This is a genomic window from Haliea sp. (assembly GCF_041395985.1).
In the GTDB taxonomy this organism is placed as follows: domain Bacteria; phylum Pseudomonadota; class Gammaproteobacteria; order Pseudomonadales; family Halieaceae; genus Haliea.
This window is the reverse complement of record NZ_JAWKZJ010000003.1, coordinates 68601-85401: the sequence shown is the minus strand read 5'-3', so window position 1 is coordinate 85401 and position 16801 is coordinate 68601. Positions and strand designations below refer to the sequence as shown.

17 protein-coding genes are annotated in these 16801 nt (G+C 62.6%); all 17 read left to right on the top strand.

Translation table 11 applies throughout. The features are described from left to right. Window positions 1-15 precede the first annotated feature (15 nt). The 17 genes from R3E49_RS06865 to R3E49_RS06785 all read left to right on the top strand — a co-directional run bounded on the left by R3E49_RS06865 (window position 16) and on the right by R3E49_RS06785 (window position 16778). Window positions 16-807, top strand: coding sequence for an SDR family oxidoreductase (locus R3E49_RS06865; protein ID WP_371294366.1), 792 nt, complete (start codon window positions 16-18; stop codon window positions 805-807). A gap of 664 nt (window positions 808-1471) precedes the next feature. Continuing rightward, complete coding sequence (locus tag R3E49_RS06860; protein WP_371294365.1) at window positions 1472-2674, top strand: acetyl-CoA C-acyltransferase; 1203 nt, start codon at window positions 1472-1474, stop codon at window positions 2672-2674. A 93-nt stretch (window positions 2675-2767) separates the two neighbouring features. After that, window positions 2768-4492 (top strand): GspE/PulE family protein, encoded by a 1725-nt coding sequence (locus tag R3E49_RS06855; protein ID WP_371294364.1) that lies wholly within the window; start codon window positions 2768-2770, stop codon window positions 4490-4492. Between the two features lie 25 nt (window positions 4493-4517). After that, window positions 4518-5720: a type II secretion system F family protein gene (locus R3E49_RS06850; protein WP_371294363.1), complete on the top strand. Its 1203-nt coding sequence runs from the start codon at window positions 4518-4520 to the stop codon at window positions 5718-5720. A 58-nt stretch (window positions 5721-5778) separates the two neighbouring features. Then, entirely contained in the window at window positions 5779-6213 is a 435-nt protein-coding gene (gspG, locus tag R3E49_RS06845; RefSeq protein ID WP_371294362.1) for a type II secretion system major pseudopilin GspG, read from the top strand. Then, entirely contained in the window at window positions 6197-6694 is a 498-nt protein-coding gene (locus tag R3E49_RS06840; RefSeq protein WP_371294361.1) for a Tfp pilus assembly protein FimT/FimU, read from the top strand. The genes gspG and R3E49_RS06840 overlap by 17 nt, the downstream gene beginning before the upstream one ends. Continuing rightward, entirely contained in the window at window positions 6681-7070 is a 390-nt protein-coding gene (locus R3E49_RS06835) for a prepilin-type N-terminal cleavage/methylation domain-containing protein (protein WP_371294360.1), read from the top strand. Before R3E49_RS06840 ends, R3E49_RS06835 begins: the two co-directional genes overlap by 14 nt. 2 nt (window positions 7071-7072) lie before the next feature. Beyond that, entirely contained in the window at window positions 7073-7666 is a 594-nt protein-coding gene (locus tag R3E49_RS06830; RefSeq protein WP_371294647.1) for a type II secretion system protein J, read from the top strand. Then, window positions 7666-8421 (top strand): hypothetical protein, encoded by a 756-nt coding sequence (locus R3E49_RS06825; RefSeq protein WP_371294359.1) that lies wholly within the window; start codon window positions 7666-7668, stop codon window positions 8419-8421. Before R3E49_RS06830 ends, R3E49_RS06825 begins: the two co-directional genes overlap by 1 nt. Window positions 8422-8426: 5 nt before the next feature. Then, window positions 8427-9437, top strand: a complete 1011-nt coding sequence (locus tag R3E49_RS06820; protein ID WP_371294358.1) for a hypothetical protein — start codon at window positions 8427-8429, stop codon at window positions 9435-9437. After that, window positions 9434-10000 carry a type II secretion system protein GspM gene (gspM, locus tag R3E49_RS06815; protein ID WP_371294357.1) on the top strand — a complete coding sequence of 189 codons (567 nt, stop codon included), beginning with the start codon at window positions 9434-9436 and terminating at the stop codon, window positions 9998-10000. The genes R3E49_RS06820 and gspM overlap by 4 nt, the downstream gene beginning before the upstream one ends. After that, window positions 9997-10638 (top strand): hypothetical protein, encoded by a 642-nt coding sequence (locus R3E49_RS06810; RefSeq protein ID WP_371294356.1) that lies wholly within the window; start codon window positions 9997-9999, stop codon window positions 10636-10638. Before gspM ends, R3E49_RS06810 begins: the two co-directional genes overlap by 4 nt. Before the next feature lie 66 nt (window positions 10639-10704). Continuing rightward, complete coding sequence (gene gspD, locus R3E49_RS06805) at window positions 10705-12909, top strand: type II secretion system secretin GspD (RefSeq protein WP_371294355.1); 2205 nt, start codon at window positions 10705-10707, stop codon at window positions 12907-12909. 5 nt (window positions 12910-12914) lie between these two features. Then, complete coding sequence (locus tag R3E49_RS06800) at window positions 12915-13604, top strand: hypothetical protein (protein ID WP_371294354.1); 690 nt, start codon at window positions 12915-12917, stop codon at window positions 13602-13604. A 76-nt stretch (window positions 13605-13680) separates the two neighbouring features. After that, a complete protein-coding gene (locus R3E49_RS06795) occupies window positions 13681-14130 on the top strand; it encodes a hypothetical protein (RefSeq protein ID WP_290743231.1) in 450 nt (149 codons plus the stop codon). A gap of 96 nt (window positions 14131-14226) precedes the next feature. Further along, complete coding sequence (locus tag R3E49_RS06790) at window positions 14227-15789, top strand: hypothetical protein (protein ID WP_371294353.1); 1563 nt, start codon at window positions 14227-14229, stop codon at window positions 15787-15789. A gap of 80 nt (window positions 15790-15869) precedes the next feature. Next, window positions 15870-16778 carry a peptidylprolyl isomerase gene (locus R3E49_RS06785; RefSeq protein ID WP_371294352.1) on the top strand — a complete coding sequence of 303 codons (909 nt, stop codon included), beginning with the start codon at window positions 15870-15872 and terminating at the stop codon, window positions 16776-16778. Window positions 16779-16801: the final 23 nt, after the last annotated feature.

Here is a 16801-nt window from a genome sequence, read left to right as displayed (position 1 = left end):
AAGGAGACTGACAGCATGGCATTGAAAGAACCACCACCCTACGTCGCCGGACACAACCTGCTTGCAGGCAAGTCGGTGCTCATCACCGCAGCAGCCGGTGCCGGCATTGGCTTCGCGGCGGCCACCCGTGCTGCCGAAGAAGGCGCCCGCGCGGTCATGATCAGCGATATTCACGAAGGCCGACTGGCGAAAGCCGTTGAGCAGCTGAAGGCAGACACCGGCCTGCAGGCCGTGTACGGAAAACTGGCGAATGTGACGGTGGAGAGCGACGTGCAGGCGCTGGTGGATTTCGCCGAAGACACCATGGATGGCGTTGACGTCCTCATCAACAACGCAGGTCTGGGCGGCACCCGGCTGCTGGTGGATATGGCGGATGACGAGTGGAGTCGCGTGCTGGATATTACGCTCACCGGTACCATGCGCATGACCCGCGCCATGCTGCGTAAAATGCAGCCCCGCGGTGCCGGCGTTATCGTGAACAACGCCTCGGTGCTTGGTTGGCGCGCACAGAAAGAGCAGTGCCATTATGCCGCCGCCAAAGCCGGGGTCATGGCGCTCACCCGCTGTGCCGCACTGGAAGCGGCGGATCACGGTGTCCGCATCAATGCGGTATCACCCTCCATCGCCTTCCATGAGTTCCTGAAAAAAACCACGCCGATGGAACTGCTGGAGGAGCTGGCGGCGAAGGAGGCTTTCGGGCGCGCCGCGGAAGTCTGGGAAGTCGCGAACGTGATGATGTTTCTGGCCTCGGACTATTCGGGGTACATGACCGGGGAAATTGTGTCCTGCTCCAGTCAGCGGGCTTGATGGGGGCGCGTGATGGTGGGTTGTGTCGCTGGTTTATGGTGAGGCGTGCCGGAGGCCGTAGGGCCGGGGCGCCGGTCGGGACTCGCCGTGAATACGTCCCTGTAGGCTCGAAGCAAACATCCCTGTTTGCTACGATCCCGCCCGGCGCCCCGGCCCCACAGCCTCCTACCGACCTTGCCAGTTCGTGAGTGTGATGTTTGGTGGTGTTTTGGGTTTGTTCAGGCGTACGCATCCGCAGCCTTCCTGTAAGTCAGGAGTGGATGCGGGGTTGCCCCTGACAAAACTCTCGCTCGCATGGATGCGAGCGCGAAGCCCCCATGGATGGGTTCACGGCGTGTTTTGTCAGGGGCAACCCCGTAGCCACTCCGGATTGAGGCACCACCAGCCACTCCGGATTGAGGCACTACCAGCCACTCCGGATTGAGGCACCACCAGCCACTCCGGATTGAGGCACCACCAGCCACTCGGGATTGAGGCACCCCAGCCGTTCCGGATCGAGTCACCACCAGCCATCCGGCTTGAGGCACCGCCAGTTCTCCGCTTGAGGTACTAACAGCCACAGAACGGCAAACACCGGTCGCAAAGCAATTTCAGGCCCATCGCAGTACAATCGCCAACTCGACACAACAACGTAACCGTCACAACCGAACCAAGGGAGTACACCATGAGAGACGCAGTTATCGTCAGCACCGCCAGAACCCCCATCGGCAAGGCCTTCCGCGGCGCCTTCAATGACACTGAAGCACCCGCGCTGGGCGGCCACGTTGTCCGCGCGGCGGTTGCGCGCGCCGGTATCGATCCCGCGATGGTCGACGACTGCATCATGGGTGCGGCGGCGCAGCAGGGCACCCAGGCCTACAACCTCGGCCGGCTCTGTGGCGTGGCGGGCGGTCTGCCCGACACCACCGCCGGGATGACCATGGACCGGCAGTGCTCCTCCGGGCTGATGACCATCGCCACCGCGGCGAAGGCCATCATGTGCAACGAGTACGACGTTGCTGTTGCGGGTGGCCTCGAGTCCATTTCCCTGGTGCAGAACAAGCACAAGAACAGCTACCGGAATGTGTCCAAAACCGTGCTGGACGTATCGCCCAAGGCCTACATCCAGATGATCGAAACAGCGGAGATCGTTTCCGAGCGCTACGGCGTCTCGCGTGAAGCGCAGGACGAGTATTCCTTCCAGAGCCAGATGCGCACCGCGGCGGCGCAGAAGGCCGGGCTGTTCGACGCCGAGATCGTGCCCATGGCATCGACCAAGGCGGTGTTCAACAAGGAAACCAAAGAGACTACCTTTGAGGCGGTAATCCTGGAAAAGGATGAGGGCAACCGCCCTTCCACAACGCTGGAGAGCCTCAACGCCCTGGAGCCCGTGTTCAAGGACGGGCAGTTCGTGAAGGAGGGCCGCTTTATCACCGCGGGCAACGCCTCACAGCTGTCGGACGGTGCGTCCGCCTGTGTCCTGATGGACGGCGCGCTGGCGAGCAAGCAGGGTCTGCAACCGCTGGGGATCTATCGCGGTCTGGCGGTGGCCGGCTGCGGGCCGGATGAGATGGGCATCGGTCCGGTGTTCGCCATTCCCAGGTTGCTGCAGCGCCATGGTCTGAAAATGGACGATATTGGCCTGTGGGAGCTGAACGAAGCCTTCGCCTGTCAGGTGCTGTATTGCCGTGACAAACTGGGTATCGACAACGACCGGCTGAACGTCAATGGCGGCGCCATTTCCATCGGTCACCCCTTCGGCATGAGTGGCGCGCGCATGGTCGGACACGCCCTCATCGAGGGCAAGCGCCGCGGCGTGAAATATGTGGTGATCACCATGTGTATCGGTGGCGGCATGGGCGCAGCCGGGTTGTTTGAGGTCGCCTGATCCGCGCCGGGCCTGTGCTACAATCCGCCGCTTGATGGAAGCAGATGGTAGTCTCAACCGTCTGTCATGAATGAAGGCAAGCGGCGGTAGGGCATGATCAGGATTGGTGAGCTGCTGGTCCAGCAGGGCAAGATATCGGAGCGCGATGTCGAACGTACCCTGTTGGCCCAGAGCGAAATGGGCGATCGCTTCGGCCAGGTGCTGGTCAAGCTGGGCCTGGTGTCAGAGCTGGATGTGGCGGTGGCGCTGAGCGAACAGCTCGGCATTCCGCTGCATCCGGCTACCGAATACCCCCAGGAACCGGTGCCGGTGGAGGGCGTGGCTCAGGAGTTCCTCGTCAACAACCTCGTTGTGCCGGTGGCTGCCGACGACGACGGTGTCTGTTTTGCAGCAGCGGTTCCACAGGACCCTTTCCTCGCCAAGGCGCTGTCCATGGCGCTGGACCGGCCCGTGCGCATCGTTCTGGGTCTGGAAAGTGATATCGCGAGAGCCCAGCAACTGCGTCTGCAGGGCGGTGAGGACGCCGACGAGGAAAGCACGCTCGGTGACCAGTTTGCCGGCCAGTCCGACGACGACTTTATCGAACATCTGCGCGACCTCGCCAGCGAGGCGCCGGTCATCCGTCTGGTCAATCAGCTGATTCACCGTGCCGTGGATATGGGCGCTTCCGATATTCATATCGAGCCATTTGAAGACGGCCTGCAGCTGCGCTACCGGGTTGACGGCGTGTTGCAGGAGGATACCGATACGCCGGCGGCGGGCCTGGGGCAGGCCATCGCATCGCGTATCAAACTGTTGGCGCAGATGAACATTGCCGAGCGTCGGCTGCCACAGGACGGTCGCATCATGATCCGCGTGAAGGGCCACGAGCTGGACCTGCGTGTGTCTACCATCCCGACGGTACACGGCGAAAGCATCGTGATGCGCGTGCTGGATCGCGACAATATCCGTCTCAGCCTGAGCGACATGGGGTTCAGTGCCGATACCCTCGAGCGATATCGCAAACTGCTGGCCAGCCCCCATGGAGTGCTGCTGGTTACGGGTCCCACCGGTTCCGGTAAAACCACCACCCTCTACGCCTCGCTGGCGTCGCTGGACTCCGAGCGCCTGAAGATCATCACGGTTGAGGATCCTGTGGAATATCAGCTGCAGGGCGTGAACCAGATTCAGGTGCAGGCCCAGATCGAGCTCAACTTCGCACGCGCGCTGCGCGCGATTCTGCGTCAGGATCCGGACATCATCATGATTGGCGAGATGCGCGATACCGAGACGGCGCAGATCGGGGTGCAATCGGCGCTTACCGGCCACCTGGTGCTTTCCACCCTGCACACCAATACGGCCGCCGGTGCCATTACCCGACTGGAGGACATGGGGGTTGAGCGCTACCTGATTACGTCGGCGGTGAATGGCGTGCTGGCACAACGCCTGGTTCGCACACTCTGCAAGCACTGCAAGGTTCCGGTGGAATTAACGGCCAGCGCGGTGCAACGCTACGGCCTTGCACCGTTCATCAGCCAGCAACAGGCCACCACCGTGTATCAGGCCCGGGGCTGCGACCACTGCCTGCAGACCGGTTACGCCGGGCGCACGGCGATTCACGAACTGTTCTGCCTCGACGAGGAGATTCATCGCGTCATTATGTCGGGTGCCGACGCCACCCTGCTGCACGCGGCGGCCCGGCGGCAGGGCATGATCACCCTGTACGAAGACGGGCTGCGCAAGGTGGTGCGTGGCGAGACCTCGCTGGAGGAGGTCATGCGGGTCACGCAGGACCAGAGCGAAGCCGGGGCTTCCGCGACAGGCGCGGACGCCGCCTGAGCGGTTGTCGGGTGCGAGTCTAGATATGGCGTATTTCAGCTACAGGGCCATCGGCCGTGACGGCAAGCCGCTGGATGGCACGCTGGAAGCGGATGGCCTGGAAGTGGCATCCCGCCTGTTGCGCGCCCAGGGGCTGACCCTGCTGGCGCTTGAAGAGGGTGCGGGGAAAACGAAGCAGGCGGCGACGAGCAAGCCGGTCAAGCGCGACGATGTGCTTTCGACAACCAGTGAACTGGCCGTCCTGCTGCGCGCCGGCCTGCCGCTGGACCGGGCATTGAAGGTGCTGATTGATATGGCCTCGGAGCCCGCGCTGGAGGCGCTGCTGCAGGATCTGCTGCGGGACGTCAAGGCGGGCAAGGCGCTGAGCCAGGCGTTGCTGCCGCACCAATCCGTTTTCGGAAATTTCTACATCAACATGGTGCGGTCCGGGGAGGCCAGTGGCCAGCTTTCGGCGGTCCTGGACCGTCTGGTCGAGTATTTGCAAAACGCCAAGGCGAACCGCGATAACGTGGTATCGGCGCTGATCTACCCGGCGATTCTGTTGGTGGTCGCGGTGCTTTCCATCGTGCTCATGCTGGGCTTTGTGGTGCCCCAGTTTGAAACCCTGTTCGAGGACATGGGCGAGGCGCTGCCGCCGCTTACCGCGCTGGTGGTCGGCGCGGCGGATTTCATCGCGGGCTACGGCTGGTTGCTGCTGCTGGTGGCCCTGGGGGCCGGCTGGTGGCTGCGCAACTGGCTGGCGACAGATGCAGGTCAGGCGAGCAAGGATGCGCGACTGCTGAAAATGCCGGTGGTGGGGGGGATACTGTTTCAGTTCGAAGTGTCCAAATTTGCCCGCACGGTGGGCACTCTATTGGGCAACGGCGTATCCCTGCTCAAGGCGATATCCATCGCGATCGATACGGTGGATAATCGCGTGGTCAAGCAGGCACTGCAGGTTCTGCCGCCGGCCGTGAAGTCCGGCAAGCGCATGTCGGTGGCGCTGGAGGAGACCGGGCTGTTTACCCCCATGGTCATCCAGATGACCCGCGTCGGCGAGGAGTCGGGGCGCCTCGATGCGATGATGCTGGAACTGGCGCGGGTATTCGACGGTCATGTACAGGCGGGGGTGAAGCGTGGTCTGACCCTGCTGGAGCCGGTGCTGATCCTGGGCATGGGCGCCATCATCGCCGTCATCATTATTGCGATTCTGCTGGGTATCCTGTCGGTCAACGACCTGGCGCTGTAATTGGCCCCGGATTCCCCCTGCATTGCTGACCATTCATTCTGTTAACGAGGACAAGCACATGATTTCAGGACGCGGCCGCGGCACACGGCGCACTTCAGCGGGTTTTACACTCATGGAACTGCTCGTGGTGCTGGCGATTCTGGGGCTGCTGATGAGTCTGGTGGGCCCGAGGGTATTGAATCAGCTGGGTGGCGCCAAAACCAAAACGGCCGCCATACAGATCAAGGATCTCGAACAATCGCTGGAAATGTACAAGCTGGACGTGGGGCGCTTTCCTTCAACCAGCGAGGGGCTTGAGGCGCTGGTCAGCAAGCCGGCCAGTGCCACTGGCTGGAATGGGCCCTATCTGAAATCGGCGGTGCCGCTGGATCCTTGGAACCGGGAATACCAGTACAAATCCCCGGGTGAGCACGGCGAGATCGATATTTTCAGCTACGGTCAGAACGGCACCCCCGGTGGTGAAGGCGAGGACCAGGATGTGGGCAACTGGTAGCGCCAGGGTGACCTGCAGTGCGGCGCGCCTGCAGCCGCGAGCGGCCGCCGGGTTTTCCCTGCTCGAGCTGATGGCGGCGCTGGCCATCGCCGGCCTGGTCATGGCGTTGGCGGTGCCTTCGACCCTGCGCATGTACGACAATATTCGCTATCGTCAGGCGGTGCGCGATGTGGTCACCCTGTTCGCCAGTGCGCGCTACGAAGCCCTGCACAGCGGGCGGACGCAAACGGTAGAGGTCAACCCCGAGCAGCGCAGCGTGCGCTTCGCGAATACCGAGCAAGTGCTGCCGGGTAGCGTGGCCATGACGGTGCACTCGGCCAGTGAGTTGAACCGCGGCGGCGTGGGCGTGATTCGCTTCTACGCCGAGGGCGGTGCCAGCGGTGGCGGGGTCGATATCGAGTCGGCAACGGGTGCCGGCGTCAGTATCACGGTAGACTGGCTGCTGGGTTCGGTCACGCAGGAAACCTATGCGGTACGCTAGGCGGGGGCTGGGGTTTTCGCTGCTGGAAATGCTGGTCGCCCTGGCCATTCTCGCGCTGTCTCTGGGCGCACTGTACCAGGCCACCAGTGGTGCCACGCGCAATGCGCGTTCTGCGGAAAAATATGCCTACGGCGTTGAGCTGGCCCGCTCGCTGGTCGCCGAGTATGCGCAGGTGCCCGCCAGCGGTCTGAGCACCCAGGGTGAAACAGCGGGGGGCTTTCTCTGGCGTGTGCAGGCTCGCCCCGCGCAGGCCGGCAGCGGCAGCCTGCCCCCCGGTACCGTGCAGGATATCGAGGTCGCGGTGAGCTGGACCGATGGCAGCAAGGCGCGACAGGTGGTGCTGAACTCGGTGGTCGCCGGGGTTGCTCGCGAGTGAGCATGCGGTCTCGCGAGGCGGGTTTTACGCTGGTCGAAGTGGTGGTGGCGCTCTCCGTGCTGTCGCTGATCATGTTGGCGACCATCACCGCGCTGCGCACCTTCGCCAATACGCAGCAGTCTCTGGACCGCATGATGGGTCGCGTGGACGAGGTGCGTACGGTCAGCAGTCTGCTGCGTGACCTGGTCGACGGCGCGGCGCTCGGTGCCGACGGTGGCGAGGGTCTCACACTCGGTGGCGGGGCGCGGGATGCTGCGTATTTCTCGGGCACGGCCGATGTGCTCACCTTCAAGGCAAACATCATCTTCGGTGAGCGCTTCGGCGGCCAGTACGTACTGCACTTCAGCCGCGAGGAGGACGCCCTGGTGATGCGCTGGCAGGCGGCCAATGGCGACGCCCGATCGATTGACTGGGCGCAGGCGCCGTCGCGCCGGCTGGTGGCCCGGGTGGATGGGTTCGAGGTGGCCTACCGTGCGGTTCCCGGCGGCGACTGGTTGCCGGAGTGGCGGAACGGTGGCGTGCCGGTGGCCTTGCGTCTGCGCCTGCGCGCTGCGGGGCGTTTCTGGCCGGAGCTGATCATGCCGGTGCCACGCTGATGTCGCTCGCGATCCGGGAATATTCAGCGCCGCTGATACGTCAAGCGAAGAGCCAGCGTGGCGTCGCTTTGGCGATGGTGGTGTGGTTTGTCGCTGCCATGTCCTTGCTGGTGGTGGGCATTGTGTCCGAGGTGCGTGTCGATACGCGCATGGCGCAAACACACATTGCGCGTGCCAAGGTGATGGCGGCAGGCGACGGTGCGATGCATCTTCTGCTGTCACGTCAGGCGCTGTTGCGCGAAACCCAGGGTACGCCCGAGGGCGCTGCTCCGGAGCCGGTTCTGGAGGCGAGCTTCATGCTCGGTGAACAGCCGGTACAGGTGCGTATGGTGCCCGTTTCAAGGTTGCTGGATATAGACAGCGCCGCAGCCGAACAGCTGCTGGAGCTCTTTGCCGGGCCTGGCGCTCTACAGCGCGAAGATGCCCAACGCCTGGCCGCTGCTGTGGTACAGTTGCGCGGTGGCGGAATTGCGCGTTTCGGCGCTGGATTCAGGCCGCGTGTGGTGGAAGACTGGTTACAGGTGCCGGGATTCGACCGCGCGCTGCTGGACGGTATTCGAGACCATCTGCGCATGGACGCTGGCGCTGCATACCGGCTGGACGCGATAATCGAATACGATGGCCGGCGCTGGTTGCGCAGGCGTTGGGTAACGCTGCAGGGCGGTTCGGGTGCGAGCGGTTTCCCCTGGCGAGTAACACGAACCGAGGCGCCGCGAGTGCTTGACGACAGAACGACAACAGCTGGGGCACGCTAGGCGTTATGCTTGATCAATCCCGACAATGGTATCTCTTCGGCTACGATATGCGCCGCATAGGGCACCACTGGCAGGTGGCCTGGGCAGAGTTTCTCTGGGGTGACCGCTCCCCCGTACGTGCGCGCCTCGACGACGTGGTGCAGGTACAAGGAGCGGGTGTCCACGGCAATTTCCATGCGGGCGCACCGGTGCTTGCGGGTGAGCCGACCTGCTCGGCGATTGTTCTGCCGGATTCGCTGGTGCTGTTCAAAACCCTGCACCTGCCGCTGGCAGCAGAAGATGAACTCGACTCGGTCATGCGTCTGGAAGTCATGGCCAACAGCCCCTTTCCCGCCGGTGATACCGCTGCGGGCTGGGCGCTGAGCCAGCGCGGCGAGAAGGGCCTGCAGGTGACGCTCGCTATTGCCTCGCGCAGTGCGGCCATGCGGCACTTGGGGCAGCAGCACGGTGTCCATGATGTGCACGAGCGCGAGGTCTGGGCGCTGGCCGGAGAGCGGCCGATCGTGTTGCGCGGTTTTGGCGAGGGCGCGCGTCTGGCGCGTTATCAGCGCCGCCTGTTGCGCATTGCGCTGCTGCTAGGCGGTGCCCTGCTGCTGCTGTTGCTTATTCTGGCGCTCGCTGCCGGCAGCAAGTACTTCAGGTTACAGCAGTACGAGGCCCTGGCGACACGGGTCGAGCGGGAGGCCGCGGGTGTCACCCGCCAGCGGCAGTCGCTTTCCGTGGCCAACCAGACGATTCTTGCGGTCAACGATGTGCTGCGTGAATACCCGGATCCGCACCGCGAGCTGGCACGCCTGACCGCATTGTTGGGTGATGAAGCTTATATTGTGCAGTACACCCAGCGTGGGCGTGACCTGCGCCTGCGTGGACGCGCCGCGGACGCGGCCGGTGTGGTGCAGACCCTGACACGGGAAGCCGCCTACGAGGAAGTGGCGGACCAGGGCATCACCGCAGTCGGCAACAGTGGCATCGAGCAGTTCAACGTCAATGTGCGTCTGCGCGAGGGCGGGCAATGAACTGGTTGCGCGGCAACCCCCGCTACGCGGTGATGGTGCTCGGCACGCTGGCGGTGCCCGCACTGCTGCTGCTGTATCTCGCCATCAGTCTGTTCGGCATGCGCAGCGCGTACCAGTTGCAGATCGAGCGCCTGGAGCCGCGCATTGCCCGCCTCCAGGGCTTGCTGAACCGGGAAGACCAGGTGCGCGAGGCAGCCCAGGTCGTGGGTTCCGATGTGCTTGATCTGGTCTATCCCGCGACGGACGATCCCGGCACGGTATCCGCCAACCTGCAGAAGAACGTGCGCGAGATCCTGGGCGCGGCGGGTCTGTCGGTCAGTAACAGCCAGATACTCCCGGTGCGCGAAAAGGATGGTTTCGATCATATCGCCGTCAAGCTGACGGCCTCGGGCGGCTTGCCCGCCCTGGATACCGCCCTCGCAGACCTCAATGCCTACCTGCCGTTGTTGCTGCTGGAGTCCATCGAGGTGTGGCCGGATCGCAACCGGGCACGTGGCGACGAACCTGAAGCGCAAACCGTCACGGCCACGGTACAGGTTCTGGCCTTGCGGGTGCGCTCATGAGGCATCTGGCGGCAGCCATGAACCGCTATCGTGTGCAGCACGAGCCACAGCGTACCGAGCGCCGCGTGGAGTTGCTGGTGTTGCTGCTGGGGCTGTTGTTGCTGCTGCAGCTTGCCTGGTTTCTGCTCCGCGTGCTGTTGCCGCCGTCTCCCGAGCCCATTGAACCGACGGCGGCCTCGTTGACTGTGGCTGACCGCATTGCCGGACGCCTGCTCGATACCCAGGGAAGCGCTGAACTGCGCGAGCGCCCGCTGTTCTGGGAGGGGCGCCGCCCGGTTGACGACGGCGGCATGCCCAGTGGTGAGACGTCGACGCAGAAGGCGTCGCCGTTAAAGGGTATCCGTTTGCTGGGGATATATGGCGGTGGCGAGAGCGGCGGTATCATTGTGCGTGTGGAAGGTAAGCAGCAGCGCCTTGCCGTGGGGGATGAGCTCAGGGGCTGGACGCTGGAGTCGATGGACGGTGGCGGCGCCACGCTGAGTAGTGCACGTGGCGGTCGCGAGCGGCTCGAACTGGAGCGTGCGCAGGGCGCGTCGTCAATCATCACTCCCCCGCAGACCGGTGGCGCACCGGGCTCGGCCCCCCAGGGCCAGGCCGCAGACGGCCTGGATGAGCTGACCCTCGGAGGTCGGCGTTGAACAAGGCATGTACAAGCAGGGCCGCGCAGCGAGCGCTGACGATAATGGAAAGGTCAAGGAAAGGTTATGTTACGACGGTTCTCTAGATTGCTGGTGCTGGTGCCATTGCTGACCAGCTGTGCGCTGCTGGACAATCAGTACCGCGGCGAACCCACCGAGCCGTCTGCCGGCGCATCGGCCGCGGCGCAGGAGCCGGCGCTGTCACGCAGTGCCGGTGAACTCGCCGAGTCGGCCGAGGAACGGGTGAAGCCGGTTATCTATCGCGGCAGCGACCAGCAGGTCCACATTCCGGGAAAGCGTGACGCGGTGCGCCTGGTCGGCGATGCCGTCAGCCTCAATTTTGAAGACGCGCCTCTCAGCGAGGTGGTGCACGCCGTGCTCGGCGATATTCTGGGCCTGGACTACATTCTCGACGGCCCCGTGGCGGGCACGATCACCCTGCGTTCGCGCACGCCGATCCCCCGTGACCAGTTGCTGACGATCCTTGAATCCCTGTTGAGTGCCAACCAGATGGTGATGGTACGTGACAGCCAGGACCGCTACCTGGTTACAGGCGCGCAGCAGGCGAGCCGTCAGGCGCCGCGGCTCTCCAACCCACGCGATCCCGGTGCGGGTTACAGCACCGTCGTTGTGCCACTGCAGTACATCAGTGCCAGCAACATGGCGGAGATACTGCGACCGGTGGCGGACGAGCAGGCCTTCCTGCGTATCGACAACACGCGCAACCTGTTGCTGCTTGCAGGAACGCGGATGCAGATCGACGGTTGGCTGGACATGGTGGACACCTTTGATGTCGACCTGCTCAAGGGCATGTCGGTGGGCCTGTTCACCCTGGAGCACAGCAGGGTAGGAGAAACGGCGACTGTGCTGCAGGGTATGCTCAAAACCGGTGGCAATGGCGATGAAGAGGTGGGACAGCTGGTGAAAATCATCCCCATCGAGCGTCTGAACAGTCTCCTGGTGGTGACACCCCGCTCGCATTACCTCGATACCCTGGGCACGTGGATAGAGCGGCTGGATTCGCGTCCGGATTCCAAGTTTGAAAAACAGCTGTTCGTTTATCCCGTGCAGAACACAACGGCGTCGCGGTTGGCGGACCTGATCAGCAACATTTACGCCGGTGGTGCCAGTGTCGCCGGTAGTGGTGCCGGCGGGGGCGGCGGGTACGGTGCGGATCGCGAGGTCGCGCCCGGGCTGTCCATGGAGTCTATCGGCAGCGCCAGTGGCGGAGCCAGCGGTTCGGGCTCCGGCGGTTTTGGCGGCAACTCGAACAGTGCGGGTGACAGCGCGGGATTCAGTGCCGATTTTGGCAGTGCGCCGGGCAGCTCGGCCAGCGCATCCACCCTCGGCGGTGACGAAGGCCAGGGGGTTGCCGACGTGCGCGTGGTCGCCGACGAGGAAAATAACGCCCTGATGATCTACGCGACCGGTAAACAGTACGACCTGATCAAGGACGCGCTGCGGCAACTGGATGTCATAGCCACCCAGGTGATTATCGAGGCCAGTATTCTCGAGGTCAGCCTGACCGACGAACTGCGCTACGGCCTGGAATGGACCTTCAAGAACGGCCTGGGTAGCGACTACGACGGCTTTGGCCAGCTGGCCAACAGCACCGGCGGCCCCTCGGCGACGTCACCCGGGTTCTCCTACACGGTTACCAACTCGCTGGGTGATATCAGTGCGGTGCTCAACGCGCTTTCGGAGGATTCGCTGATCAACGTGATTTCCTCGCCTTCGGTGATGGTGCTGGACAATCATCCTGCTTATATACACGTGGGTGACCAGGTGCCTGTGCGCCAGGGTACGTCCTCCACCGACGGTGGCACGGTCACCGAGAACATCGTCTACCGGGATACCGGTGTGAAACTGATGGTGCGGCCCTCGGTGAATGCGGGCCAGCTGGTGACCATGGATGTCGAGCAGTCGGTGACGGACGTCGGCAATGTCGATTCCGCCACCGGCCAGCGCACGTTCCTCGAGCGCAATATCATGAGCCGGGTCGCCGTGCGCAGCAATGAGTCTGTTGTGCTGGGCGGCCTCATCCGGGAAAACGCTACCGCGACTGATTCCGGAGTGCCCCTGCTGCACCGCATGCCAGTGCTGGGCGCGTTGTTCGGCACGACCTCCGAGAGCAACCGGCGCACCGAGCTGCTGGTCATCATTACGCCGCGGGTCATCAACAATGAGCAGGAGTTGCGCGATGTCAGCCGCGAGCTGCGCTCGCGGGTGCGCAATATGGAATTGATCAGTGCCCCCCTGGTGGCCGAGTAGAGCGGGTGCTGGTTTCGATCCACATGCCGAAAACCGCGGGCCTGAGTTTCAGGGCGGCGCTGGAGACGCATTACGGTGCCGGCTTTGCGCCCGACTATGCCGATTATCCGTTGGCCAGTCCGCTGCCCGAGCGGCATGCGGCGGCCCTGGAGTTCAGTCTCGCTGCCGAGCCCGCTGCCTACCGTGACGTCGGCTGTATCCACGGCCACTTCCTGCCCATCAAGTACCTGCTGTTGGCGGATTACATGGAGTGCCGGTTCGTGACCTGGCTGCGCGAGCCACTGCAGCGTCTGGTCTCCCACTATCATTACTGGCAGCGCAGCTACGATCCGGTGGCGGACGACACTTCCAGCCTGCACCGGCGTGTGGTCGAGGAGGCGTGGACGCTGGAGCAGTTCTGCCTGGCACCGGAGCTGCGGAACGTGTACAGCCAGTTCCTGTGGGCCTTTCCGCTGCGAGCCCTCGATTTCGTGGGAATTACCGAATATTTCGCAGAAGATTTGCGTGATTTTTCCACACAATTCCTGGGAATAAATGTCGAGGCGCAAGTCGTCAACGCCGCTGAGCTGCCCGCGGGCCCCGAGCAACTGGCGCCGGCGCTGCGCCAGCGGGTGCGTGAATTTCATGCCCAGGATCTGGCGCTGTACCAGTGGGCGTTGCAGAAACGCGAGGCCCGGCGGCGCACACAGGGCTGAGCGCTACGCCCTTTCCGTCTCTTCCACCGGCGCGGTATAATCCGCGCCCAATGCAACAAAAGGTAATATTTTCATAATGTTAGATGCAATGTATCGAATCTCCGCAGCGCTGCTGATGGCCTGTGTGCTCACCCTGGCGAGTGGCTGCGGTACCGCGCCCGGCAAGCCGCAAACCCTCAGTCCGGCCGAGGTGGCGGCACTGGAGGATCGTGTGCGCGGGCGCTGGCAGGCGATCATCGACAGGGACTTTGAGGCGGCCTATGAGTTCGCTTCACCTAATTACCGAGCTGTTTTCTCCAAGAGTATGTTTATTCGCAATTTTTCCTATTCGCTGGATTGGCAGTTGACAGCTGTTGAAGTCCTTGCCTATGATGCCGAGGCAGCTGTGGCGAGTGTGGCGGTTCGGGTCATGTCCAAGCCGATCAAACAAACCTCGGTGTCGGCTCAGTTCGGGTTTATGCCTTCAACTGTTCGCGAGCGATGGGTTAGCATCAATGGCGAATGGTGGCATAGTGCCAGTGGTTGAGAGGGCACGTTGGTTGACAGCTAGCTGCAGTTAGCAATAATAGCGCTAGCAATCTGTACTTTGGTTGTGAAGTAAAAACACATTAGGAGTCTCCTTATGAATGCAAAGTTTAAGCCTCTGGGTCTTGTTGCTGCAGTAGCAGCGGCAACCGCGGGTTACAACGGCGTCGCAAATGCACAGTCACTGGCTGCTGCAAGCGACCTGGGTAACCTGGCACTGATCCCTTACTACACTGTCCGTGACGGCAACGTCACCGGCGTTCACATCACCAACACGAGCGATGCCACCCAGGTTGTCAAAGTACGCCTGCGTCGTGGTACCGACTCTATGGACGCCCTGGACTTTAACCTGATCCTGTCCCCCAAGGACGTATGGACCGGCTTCCTGGCGGCTGAAGGCGAGAATGTTGTCTTCAACACCACCGATAACTCTTGCACCGCGCCCGCAGCGGCCAACGGCAAGTTCACCATGCCCGGTATCTACCGTGCAGACGCTGATGAAGGCTACATCGAAATCATCGGCATGGGTCAGCCCACCAGCGAAACGGCTCCGATCGCGGTTTCTGCCAAGCACGCAGCGACCGGTATCCCGGCTGACTGTGCTGCCGTGCGTGACAACTTCTTCGCTGGCGGTGTAGCTACCACCACCCGCGGTGTTGTAGATGGCGTATCTACCGTGCAGCGTATTTCGTCTGCCGGCACCACGCTGGCACTGAACGAGTACGACGCACCTGAAGACGTGCTGAAAGTCTCTTACTTCATCCGCGACGCAAGCAGCGGTCGTGAATTCGGCAACAGCGCTACGCACATTGCCGGCTTCCTGACCCAGGCAGCGATCACCAACCAGCAGTTTGGTCTGTTCTCTGCTGACCTTCTCGGCTTCGACTACCCCGACCTGAACGGTGGTATTCCTGAGCAGGGCGACCGTGGCCAGTTCTCAACCCTGCGCAGCATCTTGGGTGGTGCGTCTGTGATCAACGACTGGTCCGCCAACGCTGACCTGAACGTGGGTACCGACTGGGTTATCACTTTCCCGGGCCAGTACACCATGCTTGACCTGCCGCACTACTTCGGCTCTTTGCTGACTGCAGGCACTGACGACGCAATCCCCTGTAACGCTGGTGCTCCGCTGGCTACAGGTGTATTCGCTGGTACCACTGGCGCGTGCGACCACCGTGACATCCCGGCCGTAGCATCGTTTGACGTGTACGATCGTGAAGAGCAGCAGCGTTCACAGCCCGATGGTGAACTGGTTGTTTCTCCGCAGCTTCCCGGCCTGACGGTTCAGACTCTTCTGCCTTTCGAGGTTAACGTCGTGCAGTGGGGCCCTGAAGCCGTACTGGGCAGCGAGAACTCCGATATCACAGTTGCTGTACCGGAAAGCCCCTTCGGTTGGGCTGAGCTGAACGTAACCAGCGCGGCCAGCAAGGTTCAGGCAATCTGTGACGCGACGGCTGATAACGGTCTGCCCGCTGCCAGCCTGGCAAATGGCGCTTCTGGTATCGTTGCCGCGGCAACAGCATACGGCTGTGACTCAACGGGTGTGAATGCTGACGAGATCCCGAAAATTGGCTTCGTAGCTTGGGAGCGTAGCTTCCCCGGCAACCCGGATGCCAACTACGGTCGTATCGTTGAGCACTCTTACGGTAGCGCACCGTAATAGCGTCTTAACGCGCTGTTGTAGTAAAATAAAGGCCGGCACCGCAAGGTGCCGGCTTTTTTATTGCCAGAGGTTTATGCATGTCCCTTACCCGTTTTTTCAGCTGTGCCGCGCTGTTCTTGAGCATCACTGTGGGCGCCGCTGCCGATAATCCGGTTGCCATTGCGGATGGCGAAACCCGCATTAATCGAGCCGAGCTCGAACAGATCATCTCCCGATGGAGCGCGGAGATGCGCTCGGCGGCCGCCAACGATCTGGGCGATCGCATGGAACTGCTCAACATTGCCTTCATGAACAAGCGCCTCGCTGAGTCGGTCGACGGCATGACGCCGGAAACCCACGGTGACGACTACTGGAAACTGCACTTCCAGTTGCAGGGCCTGAAGCGACGCTTTGCCATTGAGCAGCTGGTGGCGTCGATTGAGGTGCCCGATCTTTCGGCCCTGGCAGAGGAGCGTTATGCCTCGGACAAGGACAAGTTTGCCCTGGTGCCGGAGAAGCGCCTGACCTCCCACATTCTGTTTATGTGTCCCCCGGGCCAGTGTGACCGCGAGGCGGTTCGGCCGGTGGCTCGTGAGGTGCTCGCCAAATTGCGTGAAGGGGCGGATTTCGAGGCCCTGGTTGCGGAATATTCCGAGGATCCGGGCTCCCGCGACAAGGGCGGGCGCTTCGAAAAGTGGTTCAGCCTGGGTGAAAAGGGCGTAGAACCCCGCTACACCGGCGGTGCCTTTGACATTGCCGAGGTGGGTGGCTACTCCGACCTGGTGGAGACCCAGTTTGGTGTACACATCATCCGACTGGACGATATCCAGCCCGAGCACTACCGCACCTTTGAAGAGGTGCGCCCCGCGATCCTGCAGAGCCTGAGAGCAGAGTACCAGAAGCTGGCGGTACAGGATTTCGAAGCGAATCTGATGATCTCCGACGAGGGGTATATCAACGGGGACGTGGTGGACGCGTTATTGGCGCCCTACAAAGCGACGCCCTGATCAGCGGCGTGATGCTTGCAACC

Bases quoted from the DNA above. Each gene is read 5' to 3' on its own strand.
- R3E49_RS06865 (WP_371294366.1), top strand. From the start codon at position 16: ATGGCATTGAAAGAACCACCACCCTACGTCGCCGGACACAACCTGCTT.
- R3E49_RS06860 (WP_371294365.1), top strand. From the start codon at position 1,472: ATGAGAGACGCAGTTATCGTCAGCACCGCCAGAACCCCCATCGGCAAG.
- R3E49_RS06855 (WP_371294364.1), top strand. From the start codon at position 2,768: ATGATCAGGATTGGTGAGCTGCTGGTCCAGCAGGGCAAGATATCGGAG.
- R3E49_RS06850 (WP_371294363.1), top strand. From the start codon at position 4,518: ATGGCGTATTTCAGCTACAGGGCCATCGGCCGTGACGGCAAGCCGCTG.
- gspG (WP_371294362.1), top strand. From the start codon at position 5,779: ATGATTTCAGGACGCGGCCGCGGCACACGGCGCACTTCAGCGGGTTTT.
- R3E49_RS06840 (WP_371294361.1), top strand. From the start codon at position 6,197: ATGTGGGCAACTGGTAGCGCCAGGGTGACCTGCAGTGCGGCGCGCCTG.
- R3E49_RS06835 (WP_371294360.1), top strand. From the start codon at position 6,681: ATGCGGTACGCTAGGCGGGGGCTGGGGTTTTCGCTGCTGGAAATGCTG.
- R3E49_RS06830 (WP_371294647.1), top strand. From the start codon at position 7,073: ATGCGGTCTCGCGAGGCGGGTTTTACGCTGGTCGAAGTGGTGGTGGCG.
- R3E49_RS06825 (WP_371294359.1), top strand. From the start codon at position 7,666: ATGTCGCTCGCGATCCGGGAATATTCAGCGCCGCTGATACGTCAAGCG.
- R3E49_RS06820 (WP_371294358.1), top strand. From the start codon at position 8,427: ATGCTTGATCAATCCCGACAATGGTATCTCTTCGGCTACGATATGCGC.
- gspM (WP_371294357.1), top strand. From the start codon at position 9,434: ATGAACTGGTTGCGCGGCAACCCCCGCTACGCGGTGATGGTGCTCGGC.
- R3E49_RS06810 (WP_371294356.1), top strand. From the start codon at position 9,997: ATGAGGCATCTGGCGGCAGCCATGAACCGCTATCGTGTGCAGCACGAG.
- gspD (WP_371294355.1), top strand. From the start codon at position 10,705: ATGTTACGACGGTTCTCTAGATTGCTGGTGCTGGTGCCATTGCTGACC.
- R3E49_RS06795 (WP_290743231.1), top strand. From the start codon at position 13,681: ATGTTAGATGCAATGTATCGAATCTCCGCAGCGCTGCTGATGGCCTGT.
- R3E49_RS06790 (WP_371294353.1), top strand. From the start codon at position 14,227: ATGAATGCAAAGTTTAAGCCTCTGGGTCTTGTTGCTGCAGTAGCAGCG.
- R3E49_RS06785 (WP_371294352.1), top strand. From the start codon at position 15,870: ATGTCCCTTACCCGTTTTTTCAGCTGTGCCGCGCTGTTCTTGAGCATC.